This is a genomic window from Amycolatopsis oliviviridis, assembly GCF_014654365.1.
GTDB classification, from domain to species: Bacteria; Actinomycetota; Actinomycetes; order Mycobacteriales; family Pseudonocardiaceae; genus Amycolatopsis; species Amycolatopsis oliviviridis.
The window spans coordinates 1,527,255-1,550,729 of the sequence record NZ_BNAY01000001.1; the positions used below are offsets into that span (position 1 = coordinate 1,527,255).

Sequence of the window (23,475 nt, forward strand, 5' to 3'; positions counted from 1 at the left end):
CGCCCGGGATGACGGGTGTGTGGCGGTGATCGGAAACGTGGGTGTCGACGAGATGACCCGGGATCAGAGAGCCGCTTCGGACCGCCGCAGCAGCACCTCCTCGACCTGACGGCGGGCCGTCATCGGCATCGGACGGCCGTATCCCAGGCGGACCACCGCGTGCGGGCGGCCGAGGTCGGCGAAGATCCGGTCCAGCGCGGTCCGCGTTTCCAGGGTCTCGAACGGCCTGCCGACGAACGACGTCGCGAGGCCGGCCGCCGTCGCGGTCAGCAGCACCCGCTGCAGCACCATCCCCGCCCGCAGGTCCGCGGCGGGCCCGCCGTCCGCGGTCAGGACCGCCCCGAGCACCGGCTCGCCGCCTTCGGGTTCGGCGGCGAAGAACGACTCCTGCGCGGGGATCCCGTGGGGCGACGGCGGTTTGATGGTCGCCGGGACGCCGTCCGGGGCGTTGGCCGCCCGCCGGGTCCACAGCGCGACCTCCGCCTGGAACGCGCCGTTGCGCGCCTGCGCGGCTTCGGCCCGGTGCAGCGCCCGCGCGACCGCGTTCGCGCGGTCACCCCGGCCGAACAGTTCCAGCAGCCCGCCTTCCACCAGCGCGGACGCCCGCAACGTCGTCCGGGCCCAGGTGGGCACCGGCCGGTCCAGGAACGGACGGCGGTTCGTGTGGCGGCGGAAGACGACTTCGGCCAGTTTCCGTTCCTCGGCTGAAGAGAACCGGTCCCCTTCGATCGTGATCTCCGCGAGCAGGTCCGGCTCCTCCGGGGACGGCAGCGCCTGGAGCGAGAGTGTCTTCCCGTTGGAGCGCAAGGAGACGATCAGGTTGAAGATCGCCGCGCCGCACGAAAGCCGCGCCTCGCGGGCGTCCGGGTCGGCGATCCGGAGCACCCTGGCGCGGTCGAGCCACACCTCGATCCGGTCCCGGTCGACGACGAATCGCCACGGCTGGGTGTTGAGCGGGGACGGCGCGCGGACGGCGGCCGCCACCGCCTGGTCGACGTGGTTCGGTAACGGGATCTTCATCGTGGGCTCCGGGGGAAGGGGATTGATCCACCTTCGGCCGGGGTATCCGGCGACCGCAGCGGCCGCCGGTCACGAATCCCGAGGACTTTCGCCCCCGATCCCGGACAGCGAGGACTTAGGACCCTGTGCCGCGAACGGCCGCGATGGGAGTCTCGATGACCGGAACGGAGCCGACGATGACGGACAAATGGACCATTGACGTGTCCCTGCAGCACGAGCCGTACCGGGTACGCGCGGAGGCGTTGCTCCGTTTGGAAGACGGCGGCGAGTTCGTCGGAGTCGGATTGGCCGAAGCCGGGCTCAGAGCGAGTTCGACCTCCCAGATCGGTGCCTATCTCGCGGTGACGCGGGCGCTTTCGGACCTCACCGCGGAACTCCTGGAGACCGTCGCCTCCGACGTTGCCCGGTCGATCGAGGTCGACGAGATCCTCGCCGGGCAGTCGGCGAACTGAACGCGGTCAGCGCAAGGGGGCGGTCCACTCGACGGTGGTGCCGCCCTCTTCCCGGCTCTCGACCCGGAACGTCCCGCCCACTTTTTCCGCGCGCTCGCGCAGGTTCCGCAGCCCGCCGACGCCGCCGGGCTCGCCGATGATCCCGGCACCGTCGTCGGTGACCACGATCCGCAGGACGTCGTCCTTCACGGCGACGCTCACCGAGACACCGCTGGCGTCCGCGTGCCGGACGACGTTGCCGACCGTCTCCCGCACCACCGCCTCGGCGTTTTCGGCGAACGGGTGGGGAATCGAGTCGAGCGGACCGGACAGGCTGACCGTCGGATGGATCGCGGTCTCGTCGGTGAGTTCGGCGATCGAGTCGTAGAGGCGATGCCGCAACCGCACTCCGTGCTGGCCTGCCTCACCCCCGTGGAGGTCGAAGATCGCCGTGCGGATCTCGTGCACGATCTCGTGCATCTGGTCGATGCTGTCGCCGATCCTCCGCTGCAGTTCCGGGGAGTTCGCCCGGCGATGCGTGCTCTGCATGGCGAGACCGACCGCGAACAGCCGCTGGATCACGTGATCGTGCAGATCCCTGGCGATCCGGTCCCGGTCGGCGAGCACGTCGAGTTCCCTGGCCGTGCGCTGCTGCGCGGCGAGCTGGAGCGCGAGGGCGGCCTGGTCGGCGAACGAGGCCACCACCGGCAGCTGGGCGAGCTCGAACGGGACCGCGCCCGGGTTCCGCACCGCCATCAGCACCCCGGACGTGCGTTCCCGCGCCCGGAGCGGCACGACGAGCGTCGGCCCGAAACCGAATTCCCCCTCGGGGCCGAGCACCAGGTCCGGCACGCTGCGCGGGGTCCGGTCGCGGTAGACCGCCCCCGGCAACGAGGTGGTGACGCTGATCCGCACCCCGGTCAGTTCCGTGGCCCGGGCGCCCGCGCAGACGGCGATGGTGAGCTCGTCGGCCTCGTCCTCGCCGTCCGGGCCGACGTCGAGCCTGCCGGGACCGGGCAGGGCCAGCAGAGTGAGGTCGGATCCGGTCAGTTCCAATGCCCGGCTGGCGATCAGGTTGAGCGCCTCGACGGGGTCCGTGCCGCCCAGCAGCTCCGTGGTCACCTCGCTGGTCGCCGCCTGCCACTGCTGGCGGATCCGCGCCTGCTCGTAGAGATGGGCGTTCTCGATCGCGATCCCGGCCGCGGCGGCGAGCGCCTGGACGACGACCTCGTCGTCATCGGTGAAGCTCTCCCCCCGTTTCTCGGTGAGGTAGAGGTTTCCGAACACCTCGTCGCGCACCCGGACCGGCACCCCGAGGAAGGACCGCATCGGCGGATGGCACGGCGGGAACCCGACCGACGCGGGATGCCGCGAGATGTCGGCCAGCCGCACCGGTTTCGCCTCGTCGATGACGAAACCGAGCAGCCCGTGACCTTTCGGGAGATGCCCGATCTGTTGTTTCGTCTCGCCGTCGATGCCGAGATAGACGAATTCGGCGAGCGAACCGTCGTCCGCGATCACCCCGAGGGCGCCGTAGGTGGCATCGCCGAGGTCGATCGCAGCCTGCACGATCCGGTGCAGCGTCGCGTCGAGTTCCAGCCCCGACGCGACGGCCAGCACGGCTTCGAGCAGGCCGTCCATCTTGTCGCGCGTGCCGATGAGCCGTTCGATGCGGTCCTGGAGATCGCGCAGCACCTCGCGAACACGCAGCTGCGAGAGCGCGCCGGTGATCCGGTCGTCACTTCCGCCGGACCGGGTCTGAGCCGACATCCTGCTGCGCCTCCGAAGATCGGGACGACTCGCGGCCGTGGTGACTTTCTCCTCTTTCGGCCCCGCACCGTGGACGGGGACCGTCTCATCGAGACAACCGTATTGCCCGTGGCGCAGCGGCGGGGGAAACCATGACCATACAAGTCACCAAGGTCGGACGCCTGAACTCCGAACAGGTGAATTCCGTGCTCCGGTCGGCCACGCTGGCCCCGTCGACGCACAACACCCAACCCTGGCTCTTCCGGTGCACCGGCACCGGGATCGAACTCCACGCCGATCCGCGCCGTATTCTACCGGTCACGGATCCGGACGGCCGTGAGCTCGTCCTCTCGTGCGGCGCCGCCCTTTTCACCCTCCGGACGGCCATTCACGCACTGGGTTTCCATCCCGCGACGACCCTCATGCCGAGCCGCGCCGACCCCGATCTGCTCGCCGTCGTCCGCCCGGTCGCCGAACGCACCCCCGACCCGAAGGTCTCCCGGCTCGCCCGCGCGATCACCCGCCGCCGTACCAACCGACGGCCGTTCCTGCCCAGCGCCGTCCCGCGGTCCACGCTCGCCACTCTCCGCCACGCCACCGAACTGGAGCACGCGTGGATGCCGAGCCTCGACGCCGAGCAGTGCCGTCATCTCCGCGATCTCACCGCCCGCGCCCGCCGGGTGCAGTTAGCCGATCCCGATTTCGTCGCCGAACTCGGCCGCTGGACCGGGTTGGGCGCGGGCACACGCGACGGCGTGCCGTCCTACGCGACCGAAGGCTCCCCCGCCGACGAAAGCTGGCTCCTGGACGGATTCGGTGCCGCGAGCACCGGCACGCGGCCGGATCCGCTGGTGGTGGTGATCGGTTCGCTGACCGACGAACGCCTCGACCGGCTCCAGGCGGGACAGGCCCTGCAACGGGTTCTGCTCACCGCGACGGGCGCCGGCCTCGACGCGTCGTACATCTCGCCGCCGGTCATGGTCCGCGCCGCCCGCGCCGAACTCCGGCGGCTTCTCGGCTGCGGGGTGTGGCCACAGGTGCTGCTGCGCGTCGGCTACGGCCTGCCGCTGCCGTGGACCCCGCGCCGCCCGCTGGACGACGTCCTGCTCGACACGCTCGTTTCCGCCTGAGCGCGGCGCGGAATCCTCACTGCCGTCGCAGTTCCGTGGCCAGCACGGCGGCCTGGGTGCGCCGCTGCATGCCGAGTTTCGTCAGCAGCCGGGACACGTAGTTCTTGACGGTCTTCTCGGCGAGGAACATCCGCTCGGCGATCTGGCGGTTGGTCAGGCCCTCGCCGATGAGCTCCAGCAGCGTGCGCTCCTGTTCGGAAAGCCCGGCGAGCGGCCCTTTCTTGGCGGCGTCGTCACGGAACTTCGCCATCAGCGTCGCGGCAGCCCGCGCGTCCAGCAGGGACCGGCCGAGGCCGACCTCCTTGACCGCGGCCACCAGGTCCATCCCCCGGATGTCCTTGATGACGTAGCCGCTCGCGCCCGCCATGATCGCGTCCAGCATCGCCTGCTCGTCGGTGTAGGACGTGAGCATCAGGCATTTCAGCTCGGGCATCTTGGAGCGCAGCTCCCGCGCGAGTTCGACGCCGTTGCCGTCCGGCAGCCGCACGTCGAGCACCGCGACGTCCGGCCGCAGCGCCGGGATCCTCGCCAGCGCCTGGGAAAAGGTGGCGGCCTGACCGACCACGCACAGACCAGTGTCCTCCTCGAGCATGTCCGCGACCCCTCGACGGACCACTTCGTGGTCGTCGACCAGAAACACCCGGAGCATTCCGACCTCCACGGTTTCCCTCCTCGCAGGAGAGCGTACGGCGCACGACCGGTCACTGCGACAGGCCAAAGGGCCCTGTTCGGCACCCGTTCGAGTGGCTGCCGCCGACCGGACCAGGTTCATTTGCATCATTCGAGTCAGGACGTTCTCTTCTTCCCGGAGCAGTTCCGCCGCTGCGACGATCCCGTCATGTCCGAGACCACGCTTTCGCCGGCCGCCTCGTCCGGCTCGCCCGACTCGACCGACGACGTCGCGGCCATGCGCAACCGCCTTCGCTTCTACCGGACCCGTGCCGAGCAGCTCCAGTACGCGCTCGACCACCGGCTGCCCATCGAGCAGGCCAAAGGGATCCTCGCCGAGCGTTACCAAATCGACATCGACGCCGCGTTCGAACTGCTGCGTTCCTTCTGCCGCAACAACAACATGAAGATCCACGACGTAGCCAGGACGCTCGTCGAGCAACCGAGCGAAGGCGATCGACGGATCTCTTGCTGAGTCACGCCATGATCGGAGGGAGGCCCGCGACCACCACCGGCGCAACGGACAACGCGGGCACGGACTGGGTGATGAATCGAACGCCGCCCCCCAGACTTCGGGTGCTCGTCGCGGACGACAACCCGGTCATCGGCGATGCCCTGCGGGCCCTTCTGGAGACCGAGCCGGACATCGAAGTGGTCGCCGTCGCGCTGACCGCGGGTGAAGCCGTCGCGCTCGCCGAGCTGCTGGTCCCGGAGGTCGCGGTGCTGGACGTCCGGATCCCGGGCGGGGGCGGCGCGTGGATGGCCAAGGAGATCCGGCGGCGGGTGCCCCATACGCGGCTGCTGGCGTTCTCCGCGCACAGCGACACCCGGTCCATCGCCCAGATGGCGTCCGCCGGCGTCTCCGAATATCTGGTGAAGGGCAGTCCCAACACCGAGATCGTCGCGGCCATCCGCCGTCTGTGCGCGAACAGCGCCAACGGCACGGAGTAGCCCCGGCATCAGTCCGCGAGCCAGCGTTCCATACAAGCCAGCAGTTCCTCCGCGTTCACCGGCTTGGTGACGTAGTCGCTGGCCCCGGCGGCAAGGCTCTTCTCGCGGTCTCCTTCCATCGCCTTCGCGGTCACGGTGATGATCGGCAGGCCGGCGAACCTCGGCATCTCACGGATCGCCGCCGTCGTCGCGTGGCCGTCCATCTCCGGCATCATCACGTCCATCAGGATCAGGTCGATGCCGTCGTCGGACAGCAGTTGCTCGATGCCCTTGCGGCCGTTGGGCGCGTGCACGACCGACAGCCCGTGCAGTTCGAGCATTCCCGAGATGGCGAACACGTTGCGGGCGTCGTCGTCGACGAGCAGGACCTTGCGCCCCTGCAACCGTGCCGGTTCGGCGGACGTGGCGACGGCCGTCGCCGTCTCCTCGACGGCCGTCGGAGCCTCTTCGGGCTGGTGCATCAACGGCAGGATGCCTTCGAGTTCGCTGGCCGAGATGTGCAGCATGATGCGTTCGCGCAGCATGTCCAGCGACGGCAGCAGTTCGACGGGATGCACCCGCGCGTGACTGTGCAGCAGCCGGTCCTGCGCGGCGCTGAGCTTGCGGGTCGCGTACGCCAGCACCGGGACCTCGACCGGATCCGGCCCCTCGGCGAGCCGTTTGAGGAAGGTCAACGCGCTCGTCCCGGGGATGCTGGTGTCGAGCACGACGCAGCGATAGCCGTCGCGTCTCAGTTCCTCGAACGCCTCCGTCAGATCGGCCACCGCCCGCACCTGGACCGAGCCGTGGCTGTCCGCGACATCGGCCGCGACACCGCGGGCGAGCAGGGTCAGCAGGCTGTTCTGCTCACTCTCCACCACCAGCACGCGCCGCTCCGCGCCGGATTTGTCCACAGTGGACTCGTCGAGTCCCGCAGGCACGGCGAACCTGGCCACCGGCAGGTACAGGGTGAACGTGCTGCCCGTCCCCAGCACGCTGTCCGCCCGGATCTCGCCGCCGAGCAGGTACGCGACCTCGCGGCTGATCGAGAGGCCGAGCCCGGTGCCGCCGTACTTCCGGCTCGTGGTGCCGTCGGCCTGCTGGAAGGCGCCGAAGATCGAATCGAGGTTCTCTTCGGCGATCCCGATCCCGGTGTCGATCACGCTGAACGCGACCAGCGACTCTTGGCCGCCCGCGGAGGACGCGACGATCGTGTCGACCAGTTTGACCCGCAGTTCGACGCTGCCGTCCTCGGTGAACTTGACCGCGTTCGACAGCAGGTTCCGCAGCACCTGCCGCAGTCGCTGCTCGTCGGTGAACAGGAGTTCCGGCACGTTGGGTTCCACGGTGACCTGGAAGTCGAGCCCCTTCTCCGCGGTCAGCGGACGGAACGTCGTGCCGACGTAGTCGAGTAGCTGGCGCAGCGGGAACGGCTCGTGGTGGATGTCCATCTTGCCCGCCTCGACCTTGGACAGGTCGAGGATGTCGTTGATCAGCTGCAGCAGGTCGGTGCCCGCGGACTGGATCACCTTCGCGAACTCGACCTGTTTGGGGGTCAGGTTCTGGGTCGAGTTCTGGGACAGCACCCCGGCGAGGATGAGCAGGCTGGTCAACGGGGTCCGGAGTTCGTGCGACATGTTGGCCAAGAACTCCGACTTGTACTTCGACGCCAGCGCGAGCTGCTGCGCACGTTCCTCGATCTCCTGTCGTGCCTGCTCGATTTCGAAGTTCTTCACTTCGATGTCCCGGTTCTGCCGCGCGAGCAGTTCGGCCTTCTCCTCCAGTTCCGCGTTGGAGATCTGCAGCTTCGCCTGCTGCGCCTGGAGCTCCTCCGATCGTGCCTGCAGTTCCTGGGCCAGCCGCTGGGATTCCTCCAGCAGCGAGTCGGTCCGCGCGTTGGCGATGATCGTGTTGACGTTGACCCCGATGGTCTCCATCAGCTGTTCGAGGAAATCCTTGCGGACGGCGGTGAATTCGCCGAACGACGCCAGTTCGATGACGCCGAGCACCTGGTCCTCGAAAACGATCGGCAGCACGATCAGGGTGACCGGTGGGGCGGAGCCGAGACTCGACGAGATCTTCACGAAGTCCGGCGGCGTCCGGTCGACCACGATCGGCTTCTTGGTCTGCGCGGCCTGCCCGATCAGCGACTGCCCCATCGCGAAGTCCGAGGGAGTGTCCGCTTCCTCACTGTGCCCGTAGCTGGTGATCAACCGCAGCCGGGTGCCGTTCTCGCCGGCTTCGGTGAGGAAGAACGTCCCGTGCTGGGCGCCGACCAGCGGGGTCAGTTCGTTCATGATGAGCGTGGCCACCACCCGCAGGTCCCGGTGCCCCTGCATCAGGCCCGAGATCCGCGCCAGGTTGGTGTTGAGCCAGTCCTGCTCCTCGTTGGCCCGCGTCGTCTCGCGCAGCGACTGGACCATCGCGTTGATGTTGTCCTTCAGTTCCGCGACCTCACCCTGGGCCTCGACGGAGATCGACCGGGTGAGGTCGCCGGTGGCCACCGCGCTGGTGACCTCGGCGATGGCCCGGACCTGCCGCGTCAGGTTCCCGGCCAGCTCGTTGACGTTCTCCGTCAGCCGCTTCCAGGTACCCGAAACGCCTTCGACCTCGGCCTGGCCACCGAGCCGTCCCTCGCTGCCGACCTCGCGGGCGACGCGGGTGACCTCCGCGGCGAACGCGGAGAGCTGGTCGACCATCGTGTTGATGGTGGTCTTGAGCTCCAGGATCTCGCCCCGCGCGTCGACGTCGATCTTGCGGGAGAGGTCGCCCCGCGCGACCGCGGTGGTCACCTGGGCGATGTTGCGGACCTGGCCGGTGAGGTTGTTGGCCATCGAGTTGACGTTGTCCGTGAGGTCCTTCCAGGTGCCGGCGACGTTCGGCACCCGGGCCTGGCCGCCGAGGATGCCCTCGGTGCCGACCTCGCGCGCCACCCGCGTGACCTCGTCCGCGAACGCCGACAACGTGTCGACCATCGTGTTGATCGTCTGGGCGAGCGCGGCGACCTCACCCTTGGCTTCGACGGTGATCTTCTGGGACAGGTCGCCTCTCGCGACCGCGGTCGCGACCTGGGCGATGGAACGCACCTGGTCGGTCAGGTTGTCCGCCATGACGTTGACCGACACGGTCAAGCCCTTCCACGTCCCCGACACACCCTTGACGTCCGCCTGACCACCCAGCCGCCCCTCGGTACCCACCTCACGCGCCACCCGCGTGACCTCGTCCGCGAACGACGACAGCTGGCCGACCATCGTGTTGATGGTGTCCTTGAGTTCCAGGATCTCGCCGCGCGCGTCGACACGGATCTTCTGCGACAGATCGCCCTTCGCCACCGCCGTGGTGACCTCGGCGATGGAGCGCACCTGGTCGGTCAGGTTGTCCGCCATGACGTTCACGGACTCGGTCAAGCCCTTCCACGTCCCCGACACACCCTTGACGTCCGCCTGACCACCCAGCCGCCCCTCGGTACCCACCTCACGCGCCACCCGCGTGACCTCGTCCGCGAACGACGACAGCTGGTCCACCATCGTGTTGATCGTGTTCTTCAACTCCAGGATCTCGCCCCGCGCGTCCACCGTGATCTTCTGCGACAAGTCACCCTTCGCCACCGCCGTGGCCACCTGGGCGATCGACCGCACCTGCGCGGTGAGGTTGCCCGCCATGAAGTTCACCGACGTCGTCAGATCCCGCCACGTCCCCGCCACACCCGGCACCTGGGCCTGCCCGCCGAGGGCGCCCTCGGTCCCGACCTCCCGGGCGACCCGGGTGACCTCGTCGGCGAACGAGGACAACTGATCCACCATCGTGTTGATCGTGTTCTTCAACTCCAGGATCTCGCCCCGCGCGTCCACCGTGATCTTCTGCGACAGGTCGCCCTTCGCCACGGCGGTCGTGACCTCGGCGATGGAACGCACCTGATCGGTCAGGTTGCCCGCCATGAAGTTCACCGACGTCGTCAGATCCCGCCACGTCCCCGCCACACCCGGCACTTCCGCCTGCCCGCCCAGCCTGCCTTCGCTGCCCACCTCGCGCGCCACCCGCGTGACCTCGTCGGCGAACGACGACAGCTGATCCACCATCGTGTTGATCGTGTTCTTCAACTCCAGCATCTCGCCTTTGACGTCGACGGTGATCTTCTGGGAGAGATCGCCTTTCGCCACCGCGGTCGCGACCTCGGCGATGTCGCGGACCTGGCCGGTGAGGTTGCCCGCCATCGCGTTCACCGAATCGGTGAGGTCCTTCCAGGTCCCCGAAACCGAGGGCACCGCCGCCTGGCCGCCGAGCTTGCCTTCGGTCCCCACCTCCCGCGCGACCCGGGTGACCTCGGAGGTGAACAGCGCCAGCTGGTCGACCATCCCGTTGAAGACGACCGCCATCTCGTCCATCAGCCCGTCGTCCACCTGGGGCAGCCGGGTGCTGAAATCGCCGTCACGGACGGCTTTCAGCCCCTCCAGCAACCGCTGCAGGCCTTCGTCGTCGATCGCACCGCCCACTCGGACCGCGTCCCTCGATCCACGCTTGATTCCCGGTTCCGGCATCGCGGTGCCTCCTTCGTTCTGGTTCCCCGCAGGTCCTGGGGGATACCGTCATTTCCGCGCGGACCAGGGAGGCCCCAGCGGAATCCAGAAGGCCACCGACGTACCCTCGCCGGGCCCGCTGGATATCCGGAACCATCCTTGCGCCGCTTCCGCGCGCTCACGCATCGAAGCCATTCCGATGTGCTCGCCCGAGGACACTTCGCGGGAATGCTCGAGGTCCGCCTTCATCCCGTCGCCGTTGTCGGCGACCGTCGCCAGCAGGCCGCCGTCCTGTCCGGTCAGGGACACCACGACTGAGGTGGCGTTCGCGTGCTTCCGCACGTTCACCAACGCCTCCTGAAGGATCCGGAAAGCCGTGACGACGATGTCAGGCGGCGGTTTGGCGGCGAAATCGTGCCGCAACGTGCAGTCCAGTCCCCAGCCGGCGACGACGTCGTCGAGGTAGTCGCGGACGGAGGCGACCAGGTCGTCGTCGTTCAGCGCGGGCGGCCGCAATTGGGCGACCAGGATCCGCAACCGCCGGATCGCTCCTTGAATCGCTTCGTCGAGTTGCATCAACGCGGGATCCCGGCGTTGCGTGGCGAGCATCTGCAACCGCATGCTCACCGCGATCATCGACTGAATGGAATCGTCGTGAACATCCCACGCGATACGGCGACGTTCGGTTTCCTGTGCGCGAACGAAATGGGCGAACGCCAGCCGCCAGCCGGTCGACTCCTCCTCTGATCTCCGGCGTTCGGTGAGGTCACGAGTGACTTTTCCGAAACCGACGAGGGTGCCCCGCTCGTCCCGCAGCGCGGTGATCACGGTGTTGGCCCAGAACTGTTCGCCACCACGACGGATCCGCCAGCCCTCGTGCTCGTAACTCCCCACCTCCGCGGCGATCAAGAGTTCCTCGGCGGGTTTCCCGGCCACGACGTCGGCCTTGGTGTAGAAAGCCGAGAAATGACGGCCGAGGATTTCCTCCTCGGAATAGCCCTTGATCCGTTCCGCCCCCGGGTTCCAGCTGATCACCCTGCCCTCGACGTCCAGCATGTAAATGGCGTAGTCGACGACACTGTGCACGAACAGCTCGAAGAGCACAGCGCTGCGGTGATCAGGCGCCTGTTCCGATGGCAGCATGGCCATAGTGCAGCTTGGCACTCGGATACCTCTCACCGCTACGGCCGTTCGAGGAGGCCATTCTTCCGCGCGTGCGCGACGGCTTCGAGTTTCGAATGGGTCCCGGTCTTAACCAGGATTCGCTGCACGTGATTCCGCACGGTATTCCGGGCGAGCCTCAGCTCCTCGGCGATCCTGTCGGTTCCCGCGCCGTCGGCGATCAGCCCGAGCACCTGCCGCTCCCGCAGGGTCAGCACCGGGCCGAGCCTGCCGGCGCTCCCGGCCAGCAGGGCGAGCGCGCCACTGAGCAGTTCCGGATCGATGACCACGTCACCCGCCGCGACGGTACGGATCGCCGTGATCAACTCGTCGAGCAGACCCGATTTCAGCAGCAGACCGGCCCCGCCGACCTCGAGGATCCTGGCGGCGATGGCGCTGTTCGCGTCGCCGGTCAGCACGAGCACCCGGCTCGACGGCGAAACCGCGCGGAACCCGGCGATCGCCTCGATCCCGTCCCCGTCCGGCAGCCGCCGGTCGAGCAGGACGATGTCGGGCAACAGCTCCTGCGCCGCGATCATTCCGTGCGCGAGGGACTCCACCGACGCCACCAGATGGATTTCCGGGAATTCCTCGAACGCCGCGCCGAGCGCCTCGGCCACCATCTTGTGGTCTTCGACGAGCAGCACTCGGATCGGGGCCGCGGCCGGGGTCATGGGCCGCTGGGAGGTCGGGTTCGGCATGCACCTTCTCCGTCGATCGTGGTCTCGCCGGGACCATTGTCCGGCAGTTTCCCGGAAATCAATCCTGCTCGCGGCCGCAATTCACCCGCGTGCGGCTTCACGGATCAGCGCGACCGGGCATCTCGCGCGGCTCAGCAGCCCCTGTGCCGTGCTCCCGAGCCCGCCACCGGACGATCCGATGACGATCAGTCCCGCGTGCGGGACCACCCGGATGAGCGCACGGGCCACGTTGCGATCACGGACGACCACGAGCCTGAGGACGACGCCGGGATACTTGTCGCGCCAGGCCGCCAACCGGTCCTCCAGCGCGCGTTCCTCCGCCGCTTCGACTCCGGCCAGCTCGGCTCCGGCCTCGAGGACGCCGTCGTGCCAGGCATGCACGACGACCAGTGTGGTGTTCCGCGCCGATGCGCTGTCGAGAGCGAAAACCAGGGCCCGCTCGCTGTCCCCGGACGCGTCGACGCCGACGACCACCTCACCCCGGCGGGGAGCGGTCAGGCCCCGGACGACGACCACCGGACATCTCGCGTGCCCGGCCACCTCCGTGGTGACCGCGCCGATCGGCGCTCCGCGCAGCGCGCCGAACCCGTGTGTCCCCAGCACCAGCAGCGACGCGGATCTCGACTCCGCGACCAGTTCGTCGGCGATACCGCCGAGTTTCACCTCGTGTTCGGTGGGCACCGCCGGTTCGGCCTCCCTGGCGATACTCGCGGCGGCGAGGTTGTCCCGCGCGGCGCCGCCCTCCCAGCGGCGGCCGTCGATGTGAAGGAGCTTCAGCGCGCTGTCCCGTCTCGCCGCCTCCCCCGCGGCCCAGCGCACCGCCGCCCGAGACGACTGCGAGGCGTCCACGCCGACGACCACGGCCGCACGCCGCTGGATCCCGGTCATCACCGGCCTCCCGTCCCGCCGCCGGAACCGGCGGACGTCCGCCGACAGAGTGCCCTCCGGCGCGGCGCCCGCACAGGGCATGAAGTCCTTTTCCCGGAACCGGGGATGGCGAACGGGCGGGCATTGTCCCACCGCCCTCGGCCCCTCCGGCCTTTCGACGCCAACCCGTGACCCGCAGTACCCGTCCGGCGACCGAGTGGGGTCTTTGTGCCCTCGATGGCACAACCTTCGGCGCTCACCGGAACGGCCGTCGATACCGCATCGTCGAAGGTGACGAACCGCTGAACCCGTCGTGCGGGAAGGTGACCGGGACGTGACCACGAGAATCTGCGAGACCCGACGCCGTCCCGGCGCGCACGCGGCCGCCTGGCCCCAGGTCTCCGTCGAACTGGAAAAGCTGCCGAGGCTCATGGCGAAACCGGAGCCGCCCGCGTCCCTGCTCGACGGCGTCTTGACCGCCGTCCGGCGGCTCGAGGACACGGCCCCCGCCTTCCCGCGCCGGTTCCACCTTCCGCGATGGACCACGCGGGACCGGCGTGTCCAGCGGCTGCGCGGCTGGCTCAGCGGCTTGCCCGGCTGAGAAGCCCGGTCACACCGGGCGCCACCGGCCGATGTCGGATTCCATCGCCACGATCCGGGTCAGCGACGAGCGGATCTTCAGTTCCATCGCCCGGTCCCGGCCGCGGGTCCCGCGCGGGGCGTACGGGTAGAAGGATCCGCGCTCCCGCCGGTAGACCATGGTCAGCCTCGGATGCCGCATGTCCCGCAGTTCGGCGAAGTCGACCGTCGTGTGCAGCAGCCAGGCCGCGAACCCGGCCTGAGCCAGCCTCTCGTTGACGTCGACGAGATCGCCGAGGAGCCAGCCCAGGTCCCCGTTCTCCCGCCAGCAGCGCACGATCGTCCGCCCGTGCGCGTCATGGGTGACCACGTTGCGGCGGGCGGAGTCCCCGGCGAGACCGGCGATGATCTCCGCCTCCGTCCCCGCGCCCGGACGGCCCTCGGCGAAGAAGCAGACCGTCCCCGCCCCGGTCGGCGCCAGCCCGTACCCGGACCTCAGCGTCACTACCGCCGACCTCAACTCCAGCAACGGAAGCAGGCTCGGCCGCACCGAACGACTCTTCCCAAGTAGGCTTCCCAGCAGCGCCATGACTCCACGCATCCTTTCCTCTGCGTGCAGCCTTTCCGATCAGGCCCCCGTGCCCTAGGGCCGCTCGGTCGCGCGTTCACCGGGACAAGTCCCCGGTTCCGATGACCAACGGCCCTACCAGCACTTGCCGGGCCGTTCCCGTCAGTTGTCACCGGCCTCGCGGCTGAAGAAGTTTCTCGCTGTCCAGCGTGCCTTCGACGAACTCGCGCGCGACCTCCACCAGCTTCCTGCTCGAACCGCGCGCGTAGGCACGCAAGCGCCGGAACGCGGTAGCGACGTCGATACCGGCGCGCTCGGCGAGCATGCCTTTGGCTTGCTCGATGATCACCCGGCTGTCGAGCGCGGTCTGCAACTGCGCCGAAAGCGTCCGGTAGTGGTGCAACTCCCGGTGCTGCAGCAGGCACAGGGCGGCGACATCGGCGAGCGCCTGCCCCAGCCGGTGGTCCTCGTCGCTCAGAACCGAGGTTTCGGCGCTGAGGAAGGCTATCGAACCGACGGTTTCCTCCATGGCGCGCAACGGAATCGCGGAAACCGCCACATAACCCTGTTCCGCCATTCTCGCCACGTAGCCGGGCCAGCGCCGGATCTCGGCGGCGAGGTCTTCGACAGCGACGGCATTCCCGGTTTCGAACGACTCGAGCGCGGGCCCCTCCTCGACGAGCGCCGGATAGCGTTCGATTTCCAGCCCCGGAAGGAAGACTTCCATCGATTCGATCGGCAGCAGGCGCACACATTCGCTGGACAACGTGTCCACGACCCGACCCGGCCCCAGGTCTTCCGTGACACTCGCGGTCAAACTCGCGAATGCCGCGCAGACCGCGGATTCCCTGTCCACCCCAGAGGCGATCTCCTCGCGACAGCTGTTCACCCGAGCGATTCTGGACCCGCGTCAGGACACCCGGCAACGACCAGATGGCGGATCCTTCGGTAGGACCACGACGATCATCTCGGGTGGCTGACGATCACGGAATTCACCGGTGGCGACGCAACGAAATCGGTGGCACCGTGTTCGCCCGCAGCGCTTCTTCATCCACAGTGGACTCGCCGATTCCCGCCTTGCCGATCCGCTTCGCGACGAGAGCGCCGGGGTCGTCGATCGCGTCGGTCCTGCCGCTCAGGAAAGCCCACTCGTGCTCGTCCGAGCCGTAGTAGAGAACCGTCCCGAACGACTCGGTGAACCGGCGCCACGACGCGATCAGCGTCTGGTTGCGCCACAGCGTCGGGCAGCCCGCCTGGCAGCCGACCACTCCCCCGTCGGCGAGCAGCGCCGTGCACCTGGCCAGGAAGCCGGCACCGTACAGCCGGTTGTGCTGGGCCGCCGGATCGTCGTTCTCGTCCGGCAGGTCGATCACGACCACGTCATAGGTGTCCCCGCGCTCCTTCGCCTCGGCGAGGAACTCCCAGCCGTCGCGGTAGTGGACGCGCACCTTCCCCTCGCCGCGCTCGGCGCGGGCCAGATCGTCGAGCGTGTAGCCGTAGGGAAGGTACTCCGCGCAGGCCCGCACGGCCTCGGCGTCGATGTCGACGTGATCGACCACCTCGACCCCCGCGGCGACCGCGAGCTCGGAGGCGACCCCTTCGCTGGAGCCGATGATCAGCACCCGCTCGACGCGTTCGGCGAGCAGCAGCGACGGGACCATCAGCGCTTCGTGGTAGACGAGCTGGCTCTGCTCGGTGCTCTGCCGTTCGTCGTCGCAGAACAGGGAGATCCCCTGCGCGGTCCGTCCGATGAGGACGTTCTGGAACGCGGTGCGGCCCTCGAACAGGACCTCCTCGACGTCCCAGTTCCGGGTGAGCCCGGCGCCCATCGGCTCGACGATCACTCGTGGCGCCATCAGTTCTCTCCTCGTTCCACAGTGGACATCCGGACCGTGCCGGCGCCCAGCATCTTCGCCAGTAGTGCCACCGCCCGCTCCGGATCCGCCCGGTCCCCGCAGGTGAACACGTCCACGAACACCGAACCGATCTCCGGATAGGTGTGCACGGACGCGTGCGACTCGGCCAGCAGCGCGAGCACGGTGACCCCTTGCGGGGCGAAGGAATGCGACACGACTTCGCAGACCGTCGCCCCCGCCTCCGTCACCGCTTCGGCGAGCGTCTTCTTCAGGAGTTCGGCGTCGTCGAGCAGCGAAGGCTCGATCCCCTCGAACTCCGCGAGTACGTGGCGGCCGGCGAACCGGCCGACGAGTGGTTCTTCACCCGGCATCGGCGAACCTCCCCACAGAATAGGTGCGCAACGGCTCGATTCCGTTGAAAGCGACGGAAGAATAGCTGGCGGTGTAGGCCCCGGTGCCCGGGATGTCCAGCCGGTCGCCCGCCTTCAGCGACATCGGCAGCGCGCACGGCGTCCGCTGGTACAGCACGTCGTCACCATCGCAGGTCGGCCCGGCGAGGACCACCGGCCCTTCCGGACCCTTAACGCCGACGGCCTCCAGCCGATACGCGACAGCTTCGTTCTCGCACTCCGCCATCCCGTTGTACCTGCCGACGTCGAGGTAGACCCAGCGGCGTTCGTCGGCGGCGGCGCGAGTGGTCACCAGGACGACTTCGGTCCGGATGAGCCCGGCGTCGGCGACGATCACGCGGCCCGGCTCCAGCAGCAGTTCCGGCCCCGGCAGACGCGCCTCCAGGGCCGGGCGGATCACCGCCGCGTAGTCCGCCAGCGACGGCACGGATTCACGGTGTTCGGTGGCGAACCCGCCGCCGATGTTGAGCCGCTCCAGGCCGACGCCCGCGTCGGCGGCGACCTTGGCCGCGGTCGCGATCCCGATCTCCCACGCCGCCGGATCCGGCTGCTGCGAACCGACGTGGAACGCGATTCCGGGCCGCAGCCCGGCCTCCACCGCCTGCCGGAGCAGGGTGGCGGCCACCGCCGGTTCGCAGCCGAACTTGTGCCCGAACGGCGTCACCGAGTCCGGGCCGCCGGTCAGCAGGCGGACCGAGACCAGCGAACCGGGCGCGTGCTCGGCCAGATTCGCCAGATCACCGGCGGAATCCGTGGTGAACTCGCGGACACCGCGCGCGTACGCGGCCGCGACGTCCGCGGGTTTCTTGATCGTGTTGCCGTAGGCCAGTTCCGCCGCTCGCGCGCCCCGCGACAGGCACAGCGCGATCTCCGCCGTGCCCGCCACGTCGAACCCCGCTCCGGTCGACAGCACCGCGTCGAGCACCTCGGGAAGGGGATTCGCCTTGACCGCGTACCGGATCAGCGCGTCCGGGAACGCCGCCGAGACCGCGGCCGCCCGCTCCGCGACCAGGTCGGTGTCCACCACCAGGCAGGGTGTCGGCGGCTCGCGGTCCGCCAGGAAGGCGCGGATCCGGCTCAGGCTTTCGGTCACACGCCCCAGGGTGTCAAAGGCCGATCATCGGCACGGAACCCGGGGTCACGCCCGGGCGTCGTCCGAGGTCTGTTCCGGCAGTTCCACCCCGTGCTCGGCGGCCAGTCGCTCCAGGTTGGCCAGATCGGCGCCGACGGCCGAGGCACGGTCGTCGTCCGAGTCCAGCCTGGCGATCCGGACGTCCTCCCTCGCCTGCCGTACCCGGTCCCGCAGATTCACCGCGAACTCGCTCATCGTGCACCCCCGATCTCCCGCACCTTGTCTGCTTTCACCCTAAGACCCTCCGAATCGGTCACCGACGTGATCTGCGTCATCACGGGTTCGTTCGTGTCGGAGTGAAGCAGTATGACGGCACGGCCCGGGTTTCGCAGATCAGCGGAGCCCGGCTTTTTCAACGGGCCCGGCCACGCCGGCCCGGCGGCCGATCACCGCGAGCGGGGCGAGGGCGCACAGACCGCCCGCGACGGCGACCAAGACGTATCCGCCTAGGCCGAACAGTTGCCCGGCGAGCAGGCTCGCCGCCGCGGAGGTTCCCCAGACGAAGGCGTCGACAGTGCCTTGCGCCCTCGCGCGCTGGGCGGGCGGGAGATCGCGGCTGAGCATGCCGCTGCCGCCGACGAACACCAGGTTCCAGCCGTAACCCAGCAGGAACATCGCGACCGGGATTCCCACGTGATGCGAATCGGGCGCGCCGATCGCGGTGACCGCCGCGACGGTGAGCGTGCCGATCCCGCCGAAGATGGTCGCGCGGCCGCCCCAGCGGTCGGTGATCCAGCCGGACAACGGTGCCAGCGCGAACATCCCGATCAGATGGGCGCTCAGCACCCAGCCGACGACGTCGAGTCCCTGACCGTGCTCGTGCAGCTGGACCGGGGTCATCGTCATCACCGCCACCATGGCCAGCTGCGCGCCGACCATCGCCACGAGCGGCCCGAGGATCACCGGGTTCCGCACGGACATCCGCTCCCGCCTCGGCGCCCGCTCCGCCGGGGCGGCGAGGCTTCGCGGCAGGGTGACGACAGCGACCACCGCGATCGCGACGACGAACGCCCCGGCCGCGATCGGGCCGGACAGGGCGGGCAGTTCGGCGGCTTCGGCCCGGGCCGCGGCCGGCGCGATCAGCGCGGGCCCCGCGATCGCCCCGACGGTCCCCGCCCAGACCATTGTGGACAGTGCGAAACCCTTGCGGTGCTCGGGCGCCAGGTCGGCGGCCGTGTACCGCGAGAGCTGCGCCCCGCTGTTGCCGAATCCGATCAACGGCATCCCCGCCACCAGCGCGAGCACGGAATCGCCGAGCACACCGGCGAAGGAGATCAGCGCGCCCGCCACCGCGGCGCCGTACATCAGCACCAGAACGAGGCGCCTGCCGAAACGAGCGGCCAGGGCGCCCGAGGACAGCGACCCCACGGCGGAACCGAGTACCAGCACGGCGTTCGGCAGCCCGCTCCACGCGGCACCGGCGTGCTCGACCACGATCAACGCCGCCGTGGTGGACAGGCCGACGACCGCGGTGCTGAGACAGGCGACGCCCATGAAGAGCGCGAACATCGGTTTCATGATTCAAACCTAGGGATTCCGGGCGCCCCGGCGAATAGGCTGACGAAGGCCTCGCGGGGGTGCGAGGCCCATCATGAAAGGAATCCGGGCTCGATGACCTTACGATCGGAAAGAGCGCTGGACGACCTCGACTGGCGGCTCCTCGAAACGCTCCAGAGCGACGGGCGGCTCTCGTTCAAGGAGCTCGGCCGTCGCGTGAACCTCTCCGCGCCCGCGGTCGCCGAACGGGTCCGGCGACTGGAGGAGGCCGGCGTCGTCACCGGCTACCGCGCCCAGGTCGACGCGCGCCGCGCCGGGTACGAGCTGCAGGCGTTCGTAGAGATGCGCTGCTCGCTCGGCAGCTGCCTGCTGCGCACCAGCAAGTCAGACGACTACCCGGAGGTGGTCGAACTGCACCGGCTCAGCGGCGACCGCTGCACCATGCTGAAGGTGCGCGCCGTGTCGCTCGAACATCTCGAAGGCCTCTTCGAACGGCTGGGCAAACACGGCGAGATCAGGTCGTCGGTGGTGCTGTCCACCCAGTACGAGGGCAGGCCGGTCGGTCCGCCGGTCGAGGACTACCTGAAGGCGACCAAGAGCGAGGGCTGGAGCTGAAGCGCCCTTCAGCCGAGGCCGGTCAGGAATCGAGAAGCGGCGGCGGCCCGGATTCACCTAGCGTGATCATCGTCGCGGACGTACCGCACGAACGAAGAGGACGAACGGCTCGAAACTGGTTAGATCGAGCCCGGAGAGGCTGACGGACCGTGAACGCGGCCTACATCAGGATGGAGACACGATGCGCAAGACCACCAGGCCGCAGCCACCCGAGGAACACCCCGCGGACAGCCATGATCTGATCCGCGTACTGGGTGCGAACGAGAACAACCTCAAGAACGTCGCCGTCGAGCTGCCGAAGCGCCGGCTGACGGTGTTCACCGGCGTCTCCGGGTCGGGCAAGAGCTCGCTGGTCTTCGACACGATCGCGGCCGAGTCGCAGCGGCTGATCAACGAGACCTACAGCACCTTCGTGCAGGGCTTCATGCCGACGCTGGCCCGGCCCGAGGTCGACGTCCTCGACGGCCTGACCACCGCGATCATCGTCGACCAGCAGCGGATGGGCGCCGACCCCCGCTCCACCGTCGGCACCGCCACCGACGCCCACGCGATGCTGCGCATCCTCTTCAGCCGGATCGGCAAGCCGCACATCGGCTCCCCGCAGGCCTTCTCCTTCAACGTCGCCTCGATCTCCGGCGCGGGCGCCGTGACCACGGAGAAGGCCGGACGGACCACGAAGGAACGCCGCGAGTTCAGCATCACCGGTGGTATGTGCTCTCGCTGCGAGGGCCGGGGCAAGGTCAACGACATCGACCTCACCGCGCTGTACGACGACACCAAGTCCCTCAACGAGGGCGCCCTGTCGGTCCCCGGGTTCTCCATGGAGGGCTGGTTCGGCCGCATCCTCCGCGGCTGCGGCTTCTTCGACCCCGACAAGCCGATCAAGAAGTACACCAAGAAGCAGCTGGACGACCTGCTCTACCGGGAGCCGGTCAAGCTCAAGATCGACGGCATCAACCTGACCTACTCGGGTCTGATCCCCACGATCCAGAAGTCCTTCCTGTCCAAGGACCGCGAGGCGATGCAGCCGCACATCCGCGCGTTCGTGGACCGGGCGGTCACCTTCACCACCTGTCCCGAATGCGACGGCACCCGGCTGAGCGAGCTCGCGCGGTCGTCGAAGATCAAGCGGATCAACATCGCCGACGCCTGCTCCATGCAGATCAGCGACCTCGCCGACTGGGTCCGCGGGCTCAAGGAGCCGTCGGTCGCGCCGCTGCTGGAGAAGCTCCAGCACACGCTCGACTCCTTCGTGGACATCGGCCTCGGCTACCTCTCCCTCGACCGGCCGTCCGGCACGCTGTCGGGTGGTGAGGCGCAGCGCACGAAGATGATCCGGCACCTCGGCTCCTCGCTCACCGACGTCACCTACGTCTTCGACGAGCCCACGATCGGCCTGCACCCGCACGACATCCAGCGGATGAACAACCTGCTCCAGCAGCTGCGCGACAAGGGCAACACGGTGCTCGTCGTGGAGCACAAGCCGGAGACGATCGCGATCGCCGACCACATCGTCGACCTCGGCCCCGGCGCGGGCACCGAGGGCGGGACGATCTGCTTCGAGGGCACCGTCGAAGGCCTGCGCGCCAGCGACACCAGCACCGGCAGGCACCTCGACGACCGGGCCTCGCTCAAGGACAGCGTCCGCAAGCCCACCGGCAAACTGGAGATCCGCGGCGCGGACCGCCACAACCTGCGGAACGTGAACGTCGACGTCCCGCTCGGCGTCCTCTGCGTCGTCACCGGCGTCGCGGGCTCCGGCAAGAGCTCGCTGATCCACGGATCGATCCCCGCCGCCGAAGGTGTCGTCTCGGTCGACCAGACGCCCATCCGCGGCTCGCGGCGGAGCAACCCGGCCACCTACACCGGCCTGCTCGAACCGATCCGCAAGGCGTTCGCCAAGGCCAACGGCGTGAAGCCCGCGCTGTTCAGCGCCAACTCCGAGGGTGCCTGCCCGAACTGCAACGGCGCGGGTGTCATCTACACCGACCTGGGCATCATGGCAGGCACTTCGACCACCTGCGAGGAGTGCGACGGCAAGCGGTTCCAGGCCTCGGTGCTGGAGTACACCTTCGGCGGCAAGAACATCAGCGAGGCGCTCGCGATGCCGGTGTCGGAAGCCGTGGAGTTCTTCTCCGAAGGCGAGGGACGCATCCCCGCCGCGGCCGCGATCCTCGGCAGGCTCAACGACGTCGGGCTCGGCTACCTCAGCCTCGGCCAGCCGCTCACCACGCTCTCCGGCGGTGAACGGCAGCGGCTCAAGCTCGCGACGCACATGGGCGACAAGGGCGGCGTCTACGTCCTCGACGAGCCGACCACCGGTCTGCACCTCGCCGACGTCGAGAACCTGCTCGGCCTGCTGGACCGGCTCGTCGACGCGGGCAAGTCCGTGATCGTGATCGAGCACCACCAGGCGGTCATGGCGCACGCGGACTGGATCATCGACCTCGGCCCGGGCGCCGGCCACGACGGCGGCAAGGTCGTCTTCGAAGGCACGCCGTCCGATCTCGTGGCGACCGGTTCGACGCTGACGGGTGAGCACCTAGCGGCCTACGTCGGCAAGTGACCCATCCGGCGAGTCCCCGCATTTAGTCCTCTAAATGCGGGGGTCTCGGCCGACCTCTTTACGCATTTAGTCCTCTGAATGCGGGGGGGCTCACTCGCTTTCGGTGTCGAGGCCGTCCCGGTCCGCCCATTCGAGCAGGGTGTCGAGCGAGTAGGCCGTGTCGTCGATGCCCGCGTGCAGGTCGCCGAGTTCGGCGAAGCGCGCGGGCACGGTGGCGATGGTGAACTCGCGCGGTTCGACGTCGTCGATCTCGTCCCACCTGATCGGGGTCGAGACGACGGCTTCGGGCACGCCGCGCACCGAATAGGCGCTCGCGATCGTGTGGTCGCGAGCGTTCTGGTTGTAGTCCACGAACAGCTTCGACGGGTCGCGATCCTTGCGCCACCAGGTGGTGGTGACCTCGTCGGGCATCCGGCGTTCGACTTCGCGGGCGAAGGCGAGCGCCGCCCGGCGGACCTCCTGGAAACCCCACCGGGGCTCGATCCGGACGTAGACGTGCAGGCCGTGCCCGCCGGAGGTCTTCGGCCAGCCGGTGATGCCGAGTTCGTCCAGGATCTCGTGGACGGTGTGGGCGACCTTCCGCACGGTGGAGAACGGGCAGTCCGGCATCGGGTCGAGGTCGATGCGCCACTCGTCGGGGCTTTCGGTGTCGGCGCGGCGGGAGTTCCACGGGTGGAACTCGACGGTCGACATCTGCACCGCCCAGATCACGTCGGCGGGATGCGTGACGCACAGTTCGTAGGCGTGCCTGCCGGAGGGGAAGTCGACGCGGACGGTCTGGAGCCAGTCCGGCGCCCCGTTCGGGACCCGTTTCTGGTGGACCTTCTCCCCCGCCACCCCGGACGGGAACCGGTGCAGCATGCACGGCCGCTCCCGCAGCGCCCGCACGATCCCGTCGCCCACCGCGAGGTAGTACCGCACGAGATCGAGCTTGGTCTCACCGCGCGCCGGGAAGTAGACGCGATCCGGGCTCGACACGCGCACCGTCCGGTCGCCGACCTCGATCTCCACCGCCGAGCTTTTCGCCATACAGGCAAACTAACCCGAAAGCGACCGGTCCGCGTCCGCTCGATCGAC

Annotated in this window: 22 protein-coding genes; 7 read left to right on the forward strand and 15 right to left on the reverse strand. The window is 68.9% G+C overall.

Annotated features, from left to right (window positions below; genetic code table 11):
• Positions 1-63: 63 nt before the first annotated feature.
• Positions 64-1,020 (reverse strand): Acg family FMN-binding oxidoreductase, encoded by a 957-nt coding sequence (locus IE302_RS06620; protein ID WP_191252692.1) that lies wholly within the window; start codon positions 1,018-1,020, stop codon positions 64-66.
• 155 nt (positions 1,021-1,175) lie between these two features.
• On the opposite strand from IE302_RS06620, the gene IE302_RS06625 reads away from it, so the two are divergent.
• The gene (locus IE302_RS06625) at positions 1,176-1,472 is read left to right on the forward strand and encodes a dsRBD fold-containing protein (protein WP_191252693.1); all 297 of its coding nucleotides are present in this window, start codon (positions 1,176-1,178) and stop codon (positions 1,470-1,472) included.
• Positions 1,473-1,478: 6 nt separating this feature from the next.
• On the opposite strand, the gene IE302_RS06630 is transcribed toward IE302_RS06625, so the two are convergent.
• Complete coding sequence (locus tag IE302_RS06630) at positions 1,479-3,221, reverse strand: sensor histidine kinase (RefSeq protein ID WP_191252694.1); 1,743 nt, start codon at positions 3,219-3,221, stop codon at positions 1,479-1,481.
• A gap of 131 nt (positions 3,222-3,352) precedes the next feature.
• Between IE302_RS06630 and IE302_RS06635 the strand changes: the two genes are divergently transcribed.
• Positions 3,353-4,330: an Acg family FMN-binding oxidoreductase gene (locus IE302_RS06635; RefSeq protein WP_191252695.1), complete on the forward strand. Its 978-nt coding sequence runs from the start codon at positions 3,353-3,355 to the stop codon at positions 4,328-4,330.
• Between the two features lie 16 nt (positions 4,331-4,346).
• Here the strand turns inward: IE302_RS06635 and IE302_RS06640 are convergent, their stop codons facing one another.
• Positions 4,347-4,979 carry a response regulator gene (locus IE302_RS06640; protein WP_191252696.1) on the reverse strand — a complete coding sequence of 211 codons (633 nt, stop codon included), beginning with the start codon at positions 4,977-4,979 and terminating at the stop codon, positions 4,347-4,349.
• 189 nt (positions 4,980-5,168) lie between these two features.
• Between IE302_RS06640 and IE302_RS06645 the strand changes: the two genes are divergently transcribed.
• Both IE302_RS06645 and IE302_RS06650 read left to right on the forward strand, forming a co-directional pair.
• A complete protein-coding gene (locus IE302_RS06645; RefSeq protein ID WP_191252697.1) occupies positions 5,169-5,474 on the forward strand; it encodes an ANTAR domain-containing protein in 306 nt (101 codons plus the stop codon).
• Positions 5,475-5,575: 101 nt separating this feature from the next.
• On the forward strand, positions 5,576-5,950 hold the full coding sequence (locus tag IE302_RS06650; protein ID WP_191253154.1) for a response regulator: 375 nt from the start codon (positions 5,576-5,578) through the stop codon (positions 5,948-5,950).
• A gap of 8 nt (positions 5,951-5,958) precedes the next feature.
• Here IE302_RS06650 and IE302_RS06655 read toward each other — a convergent pair whose 3' ends face one another.
• From IE302_RS06655 to IE302_RS06670, 4 genes are all read right to left on the reverse strand, one after another.
• The gene (locus IE302_RS06655; RefSeq protein ID WP_191252698.1) at positions 5,959-10,467 is read right to left on the reverse strand and encodes a HAMP domain-containing protein; all 4,509 of its coding nucleotides are present in this window, start codon (positions 10,465-10,467) and stop codon (positions 5,959-5,961) included.
• A gap of 48 nt (positions 10,468-10,515) precedes the next feature.
• Positions 10,516-11,595 (reverse strand): PAS domain-containing sensor histidine kinase, encoded by a 1,080-nt coding sequence (locus IE302_RS06660; RefSeq protein WP_373307910.1) that lies wholly within the window; start codon positions 11,593-11,595, stop codon positions 10,516-10,518.
• Positions 11,596-11,627: 32 nt separating this feature from the next.
• Positions 11,628-12,308, reverse strand: coding sequence for a response regulator (locus tag IE302_RS06665; RefSeq protein WP_191252700.1), 681 nt, complete (start codon positions 12,306-12,308; stop codon positions 11,628-11,630).
• An 81-nt stretch (positions 12,309-12,389) separates the two neighbouring features.
• Positions 12,390-13,277, reverse strand: coding sequence for a universal stress protein (locus IE302_RS06670; RefSeq protein WP_229907628.1), 888 nt, complete (start codon positions 13,275-13,277; stop codon positions 12,390-12,392).
• 232 nt (positions 13,278-13,509) lie between these two features.
• Here IE302_RS06670 and IE302_RS06675 point away from each other — a divergent pair, with 232 nt between their 5' ends.
• Positions 13,510-13,776: a hypothetical protein gene (locus IE302_RS06675; RefSeq protein WP_191252702.1), complete on the forward strand. Its 267-nt coding sequence runs from the start codon at positions 13,510-13,512 to the stop codon at positions 13,774-13,776.
• A 9-nt stretch (positions 13,777-13,785) separates the two neighbouring features.
• Here the strand turns inward: IE302_RS06675 and pspAB are convergent, their stop codons facing one another.
• From pspAB to IE302_RS06710, 7 genes are all read right to left on the reverse strand, one after another.
• Positions 13,786-14,355: a PspA-associated protein PspAB gene (gene pspAB, locus IE302_RS06680; protein WP_373307911.1), complete on the reverse strand. Its 570-nt coding sequence runs from the start codon at positions 14,353-14,355 to the stop codon at positions 13,786-13,788.
• A 136-nt stretch (positions 14,356-14,491) separates the two neighbouring features.
• Positions 14,492-15,073 carry a GAF and ANTAR domain-containing protein gene (locus tag IE302_RS06685; RefSeq protein ID WP_229907630.1) on the reverse strand — a complete coding sequence of 194 codons (582 nt, stop codon included), beginning with the start codon at positions 15,071-15,073 and terminating at the stop codon, positions 14,492-14,494.
• A 241-nt stretch (positions 15,074-15,314) separates the two neighbouring features.
• Positions 15,315-16,178 (reverse strand): spermidine synthase, encoded by an 864-nt coding sequence (locus tag IE302_RS06690; RefSeq protein ID WP_191252706.1) that lies wholly within the window; start codon positions 16,176-16,178, stop codon positions 15,315-15,317.
• Positions 16,178-16,549 carry an adenosylmethionine decarboxylase gene (gene speD, locus IE302_RS06695; RefSeq protein WP_191252708.1) on the reverse strand — a complete coding sequence of 124 codons (372 nt, stop codon included), beginning with the start codon at positions 16,547-16,549 and terminating at the stop codon, positions 16,178-16,180. The genes IE302_RS06690 and speD overlap by 1 nt, the downstream gene beginning before the upstream one ends.
• On the reverse strand, positions 16,539-17,681 hold the full coding sequence (locus tag IE302_RS06700) for a type III PLP-dependent enzyme (protein WP_191252710.1): 1,143 nt from the start codon (positions 17,679-17,681) through the stop codon (positions 16,539-16,541). The genes speD and IE302_RS06700 overlap by 11 nt, the downstream gene beginning before the upstream one ends.
• Before the next feature lie 45 nt (positions 17,682-17,726).
• On the reverse strand, positions 17,727-17,915 hold the full coding sequence (locus tag IE302_RS06705; protein WP_191252712.1) for a hypothetical protein: 189 nt from the start codon (positions 17,913-17,915) through the stop codon (positions 17,727-17,729).
• 138 nt (positions 17,916-18,053) lie between these two features.
• Positions 18,054-19,238, reverse strand: coding sequence for an MFS transporter (locus IE302_RS06710; RefSeq protein ID WP_191252714.1), 1,185 nt, complete (start codon positions 19,236-19,238; stop codon positions 18,054-18,056).
• A gap of 93 nt (positions 19,239-19,331) precedes the next feature.
• On the opposite strand from IE302_RS06710, the gene IE302_RS06715 reads away from it, so the two are divergent.
• Both IE302_RS06715 and IE302_RS06720 read left to right on the forward strand, forming a co-directional pair.
• Positions 19,332-19,832 (forward strand): Lrp/AsnC family transcriptional regulator, encoded by a 501-nt coding sequence (locus IE302_RS06715; RefSeq protein ID WP_191252716.1) that lies wholly within the window; start codon positions 19,332-19,334, stop codon positions 19,830-19,832.
• A gap of 181 nt (positions 19,833-20,013) precedes the next feature.
• The gene (locus tag IE302_RS06720) at positions 20,014-22,398 is read left to right on the forward strand and encodes an ATP-binding cassette domain-containing protein (RefSeq protein ID WP_191252718.1); all 2,385 of its coding nucleotides are present in this window, start codon (positions 20,014-20,016) and stop codon (positions 22,396-22,398) included.
• Positions 22,399-22,488: 90 nt separating this feature from the next.
• On the opposite strand, the gene ligD is transcribed toward IE302_RS06720, so the two are convergent.
• Entirely contained in the window at positions 22,489-23,427 is a 939-nt protein-coding gene (gene ligD / locus IE302_RS06725; RefSeq protein ID WP_191252720.1) for a non-homologous end-joining DNA ligase, read from the reverse strand.
• Positions 23,428-23,475: the final 48 nt, after the last annotated feature.

Bases quoted from the DNA above. Each gene is read 5' to 3' on its own strand.
- IE302_RS06690 (WP_191252706.1), bottom strand. From the start codon at position 16,178: ATGGCGCCACGAGTGATCGTCGAGCCGATGGGCGCCGGGCTCACCCGG.
- IE302_RS06645 (WP_191252697.1), top strand. From the start codon at position 5,169: ATGTCCGAGACCACGCTTTCGCCGGCCGCCTCGTCCGGCTCGCCCGAC.
- IE302_RS06665 (WP_191252700.1), bottom strand. From the start codon at position 12,308: ATGCCGAACCCGACCTCCCAGCGGCCCATGACCCCGGCCGCGGCCCCG.
- ligD (WP_191252720.1), bottom strand. From the start codon at position 23,427: ATGGCGAAAAGCTCGGCGGTGGAGATCGAGGTCGGCGACCGGACGGTG.
- IE302_RS06705 (WP_191252712.1), bottom strand. From the start codon at position 17,915: ATGAGCGAGTTCGCGGTGAATCTGCGGGACCGGGTACGGCAGGCGAGG.
- IE302_RS06670 (WP_229907628.1), bottom strand. From the start codon at position 13,277: ATGCCCTGTGCGGGCGCCGCGCCGGAGGGCACTCTGTCGGCGGACGTC.
- IE302_RS06630 (WP_191252694.1), bottom strand. From the start codon at position 3,221: ATGTCGGCTCAGACCCGGTCCGGCGGAAGTGACGACCGGATCACCGGC.
- speD (WP_191252708.1), bottom strand. From the start codon at position 16,549: ATGCCGGGTGAAGAACCACTCGTCGGCCGGTTCGCCGGCCGCCACGTA.
- pspAB (WP_373307911.1), bottom strand. From the start codon at position 14,355: ATGCGTGGAGTCATGGCGCTGCTGGGAAGCCTACTTGGGAAGAGTCGT.
- IE302_RS06660 (WP_373307910.1), bottom strand. From the start codon at position 11,595: ATGGCCATGCTGCCATCGGAACAGGCGCCTGATCACCGCAGCGCTGTG.
- IE302_RS06720 (WP_191252718.1), top strand. From the start codon at position 20,014: ATGCGCAAGACCACCAGGCCGCAGCCACCCGAGGAACACCCCGCGGAC.
- IE302_RS06625 (WP_191252693.1), top strand. From the start codon at position 1,176: ATGACCGGAACGGAGCCGACGATGACGGACAAATGGACCATTGACGTG.
- IE302_RS06635 (WP_191252695.1), top strand. From the start codon at position 3,353: ATGACCATACAAGTCACCAAGGTCGGACGCCTGAACTCCGAACAGGTG.
- IE302_RS06620 (WP_191252692.1), bottom strand. From the start codon at position 1,020: ATGAAGATCCCGTTACCGAACCACGTCGACCAGGCGGTGGCGGCCGCC.
- IE302_RS06640 (WP_191252696.1), bottom strand. From the start codon at position 4,979: ATGCTCCGGGTGTTTCTGGTCGACGACCACGAAGTGGTCCGTCGAGGG.
- IE302_RS06655 (WP_191252698.1), bottom strand. From the start codon at position 10,467: ATGCCGGAACCGGGAATCAAGCGTGGATCGAGGGACGCGGTCCGAGTG.
- IE302_RS06710 (WP_191252714.1), bottom strand. From the start codon at position 19,238: ATGAAACCGATGTTCGCGCTCTTCATGGGCGTCGCCTGTCTCAGCACC.
- IE302_RS06715 (WP_191252716.1), top strand. From the start codon at position 19,332: ATGACCTTACGATCGGAAAGAGCGCTGGACGACCTCGACTGGCGGCTC.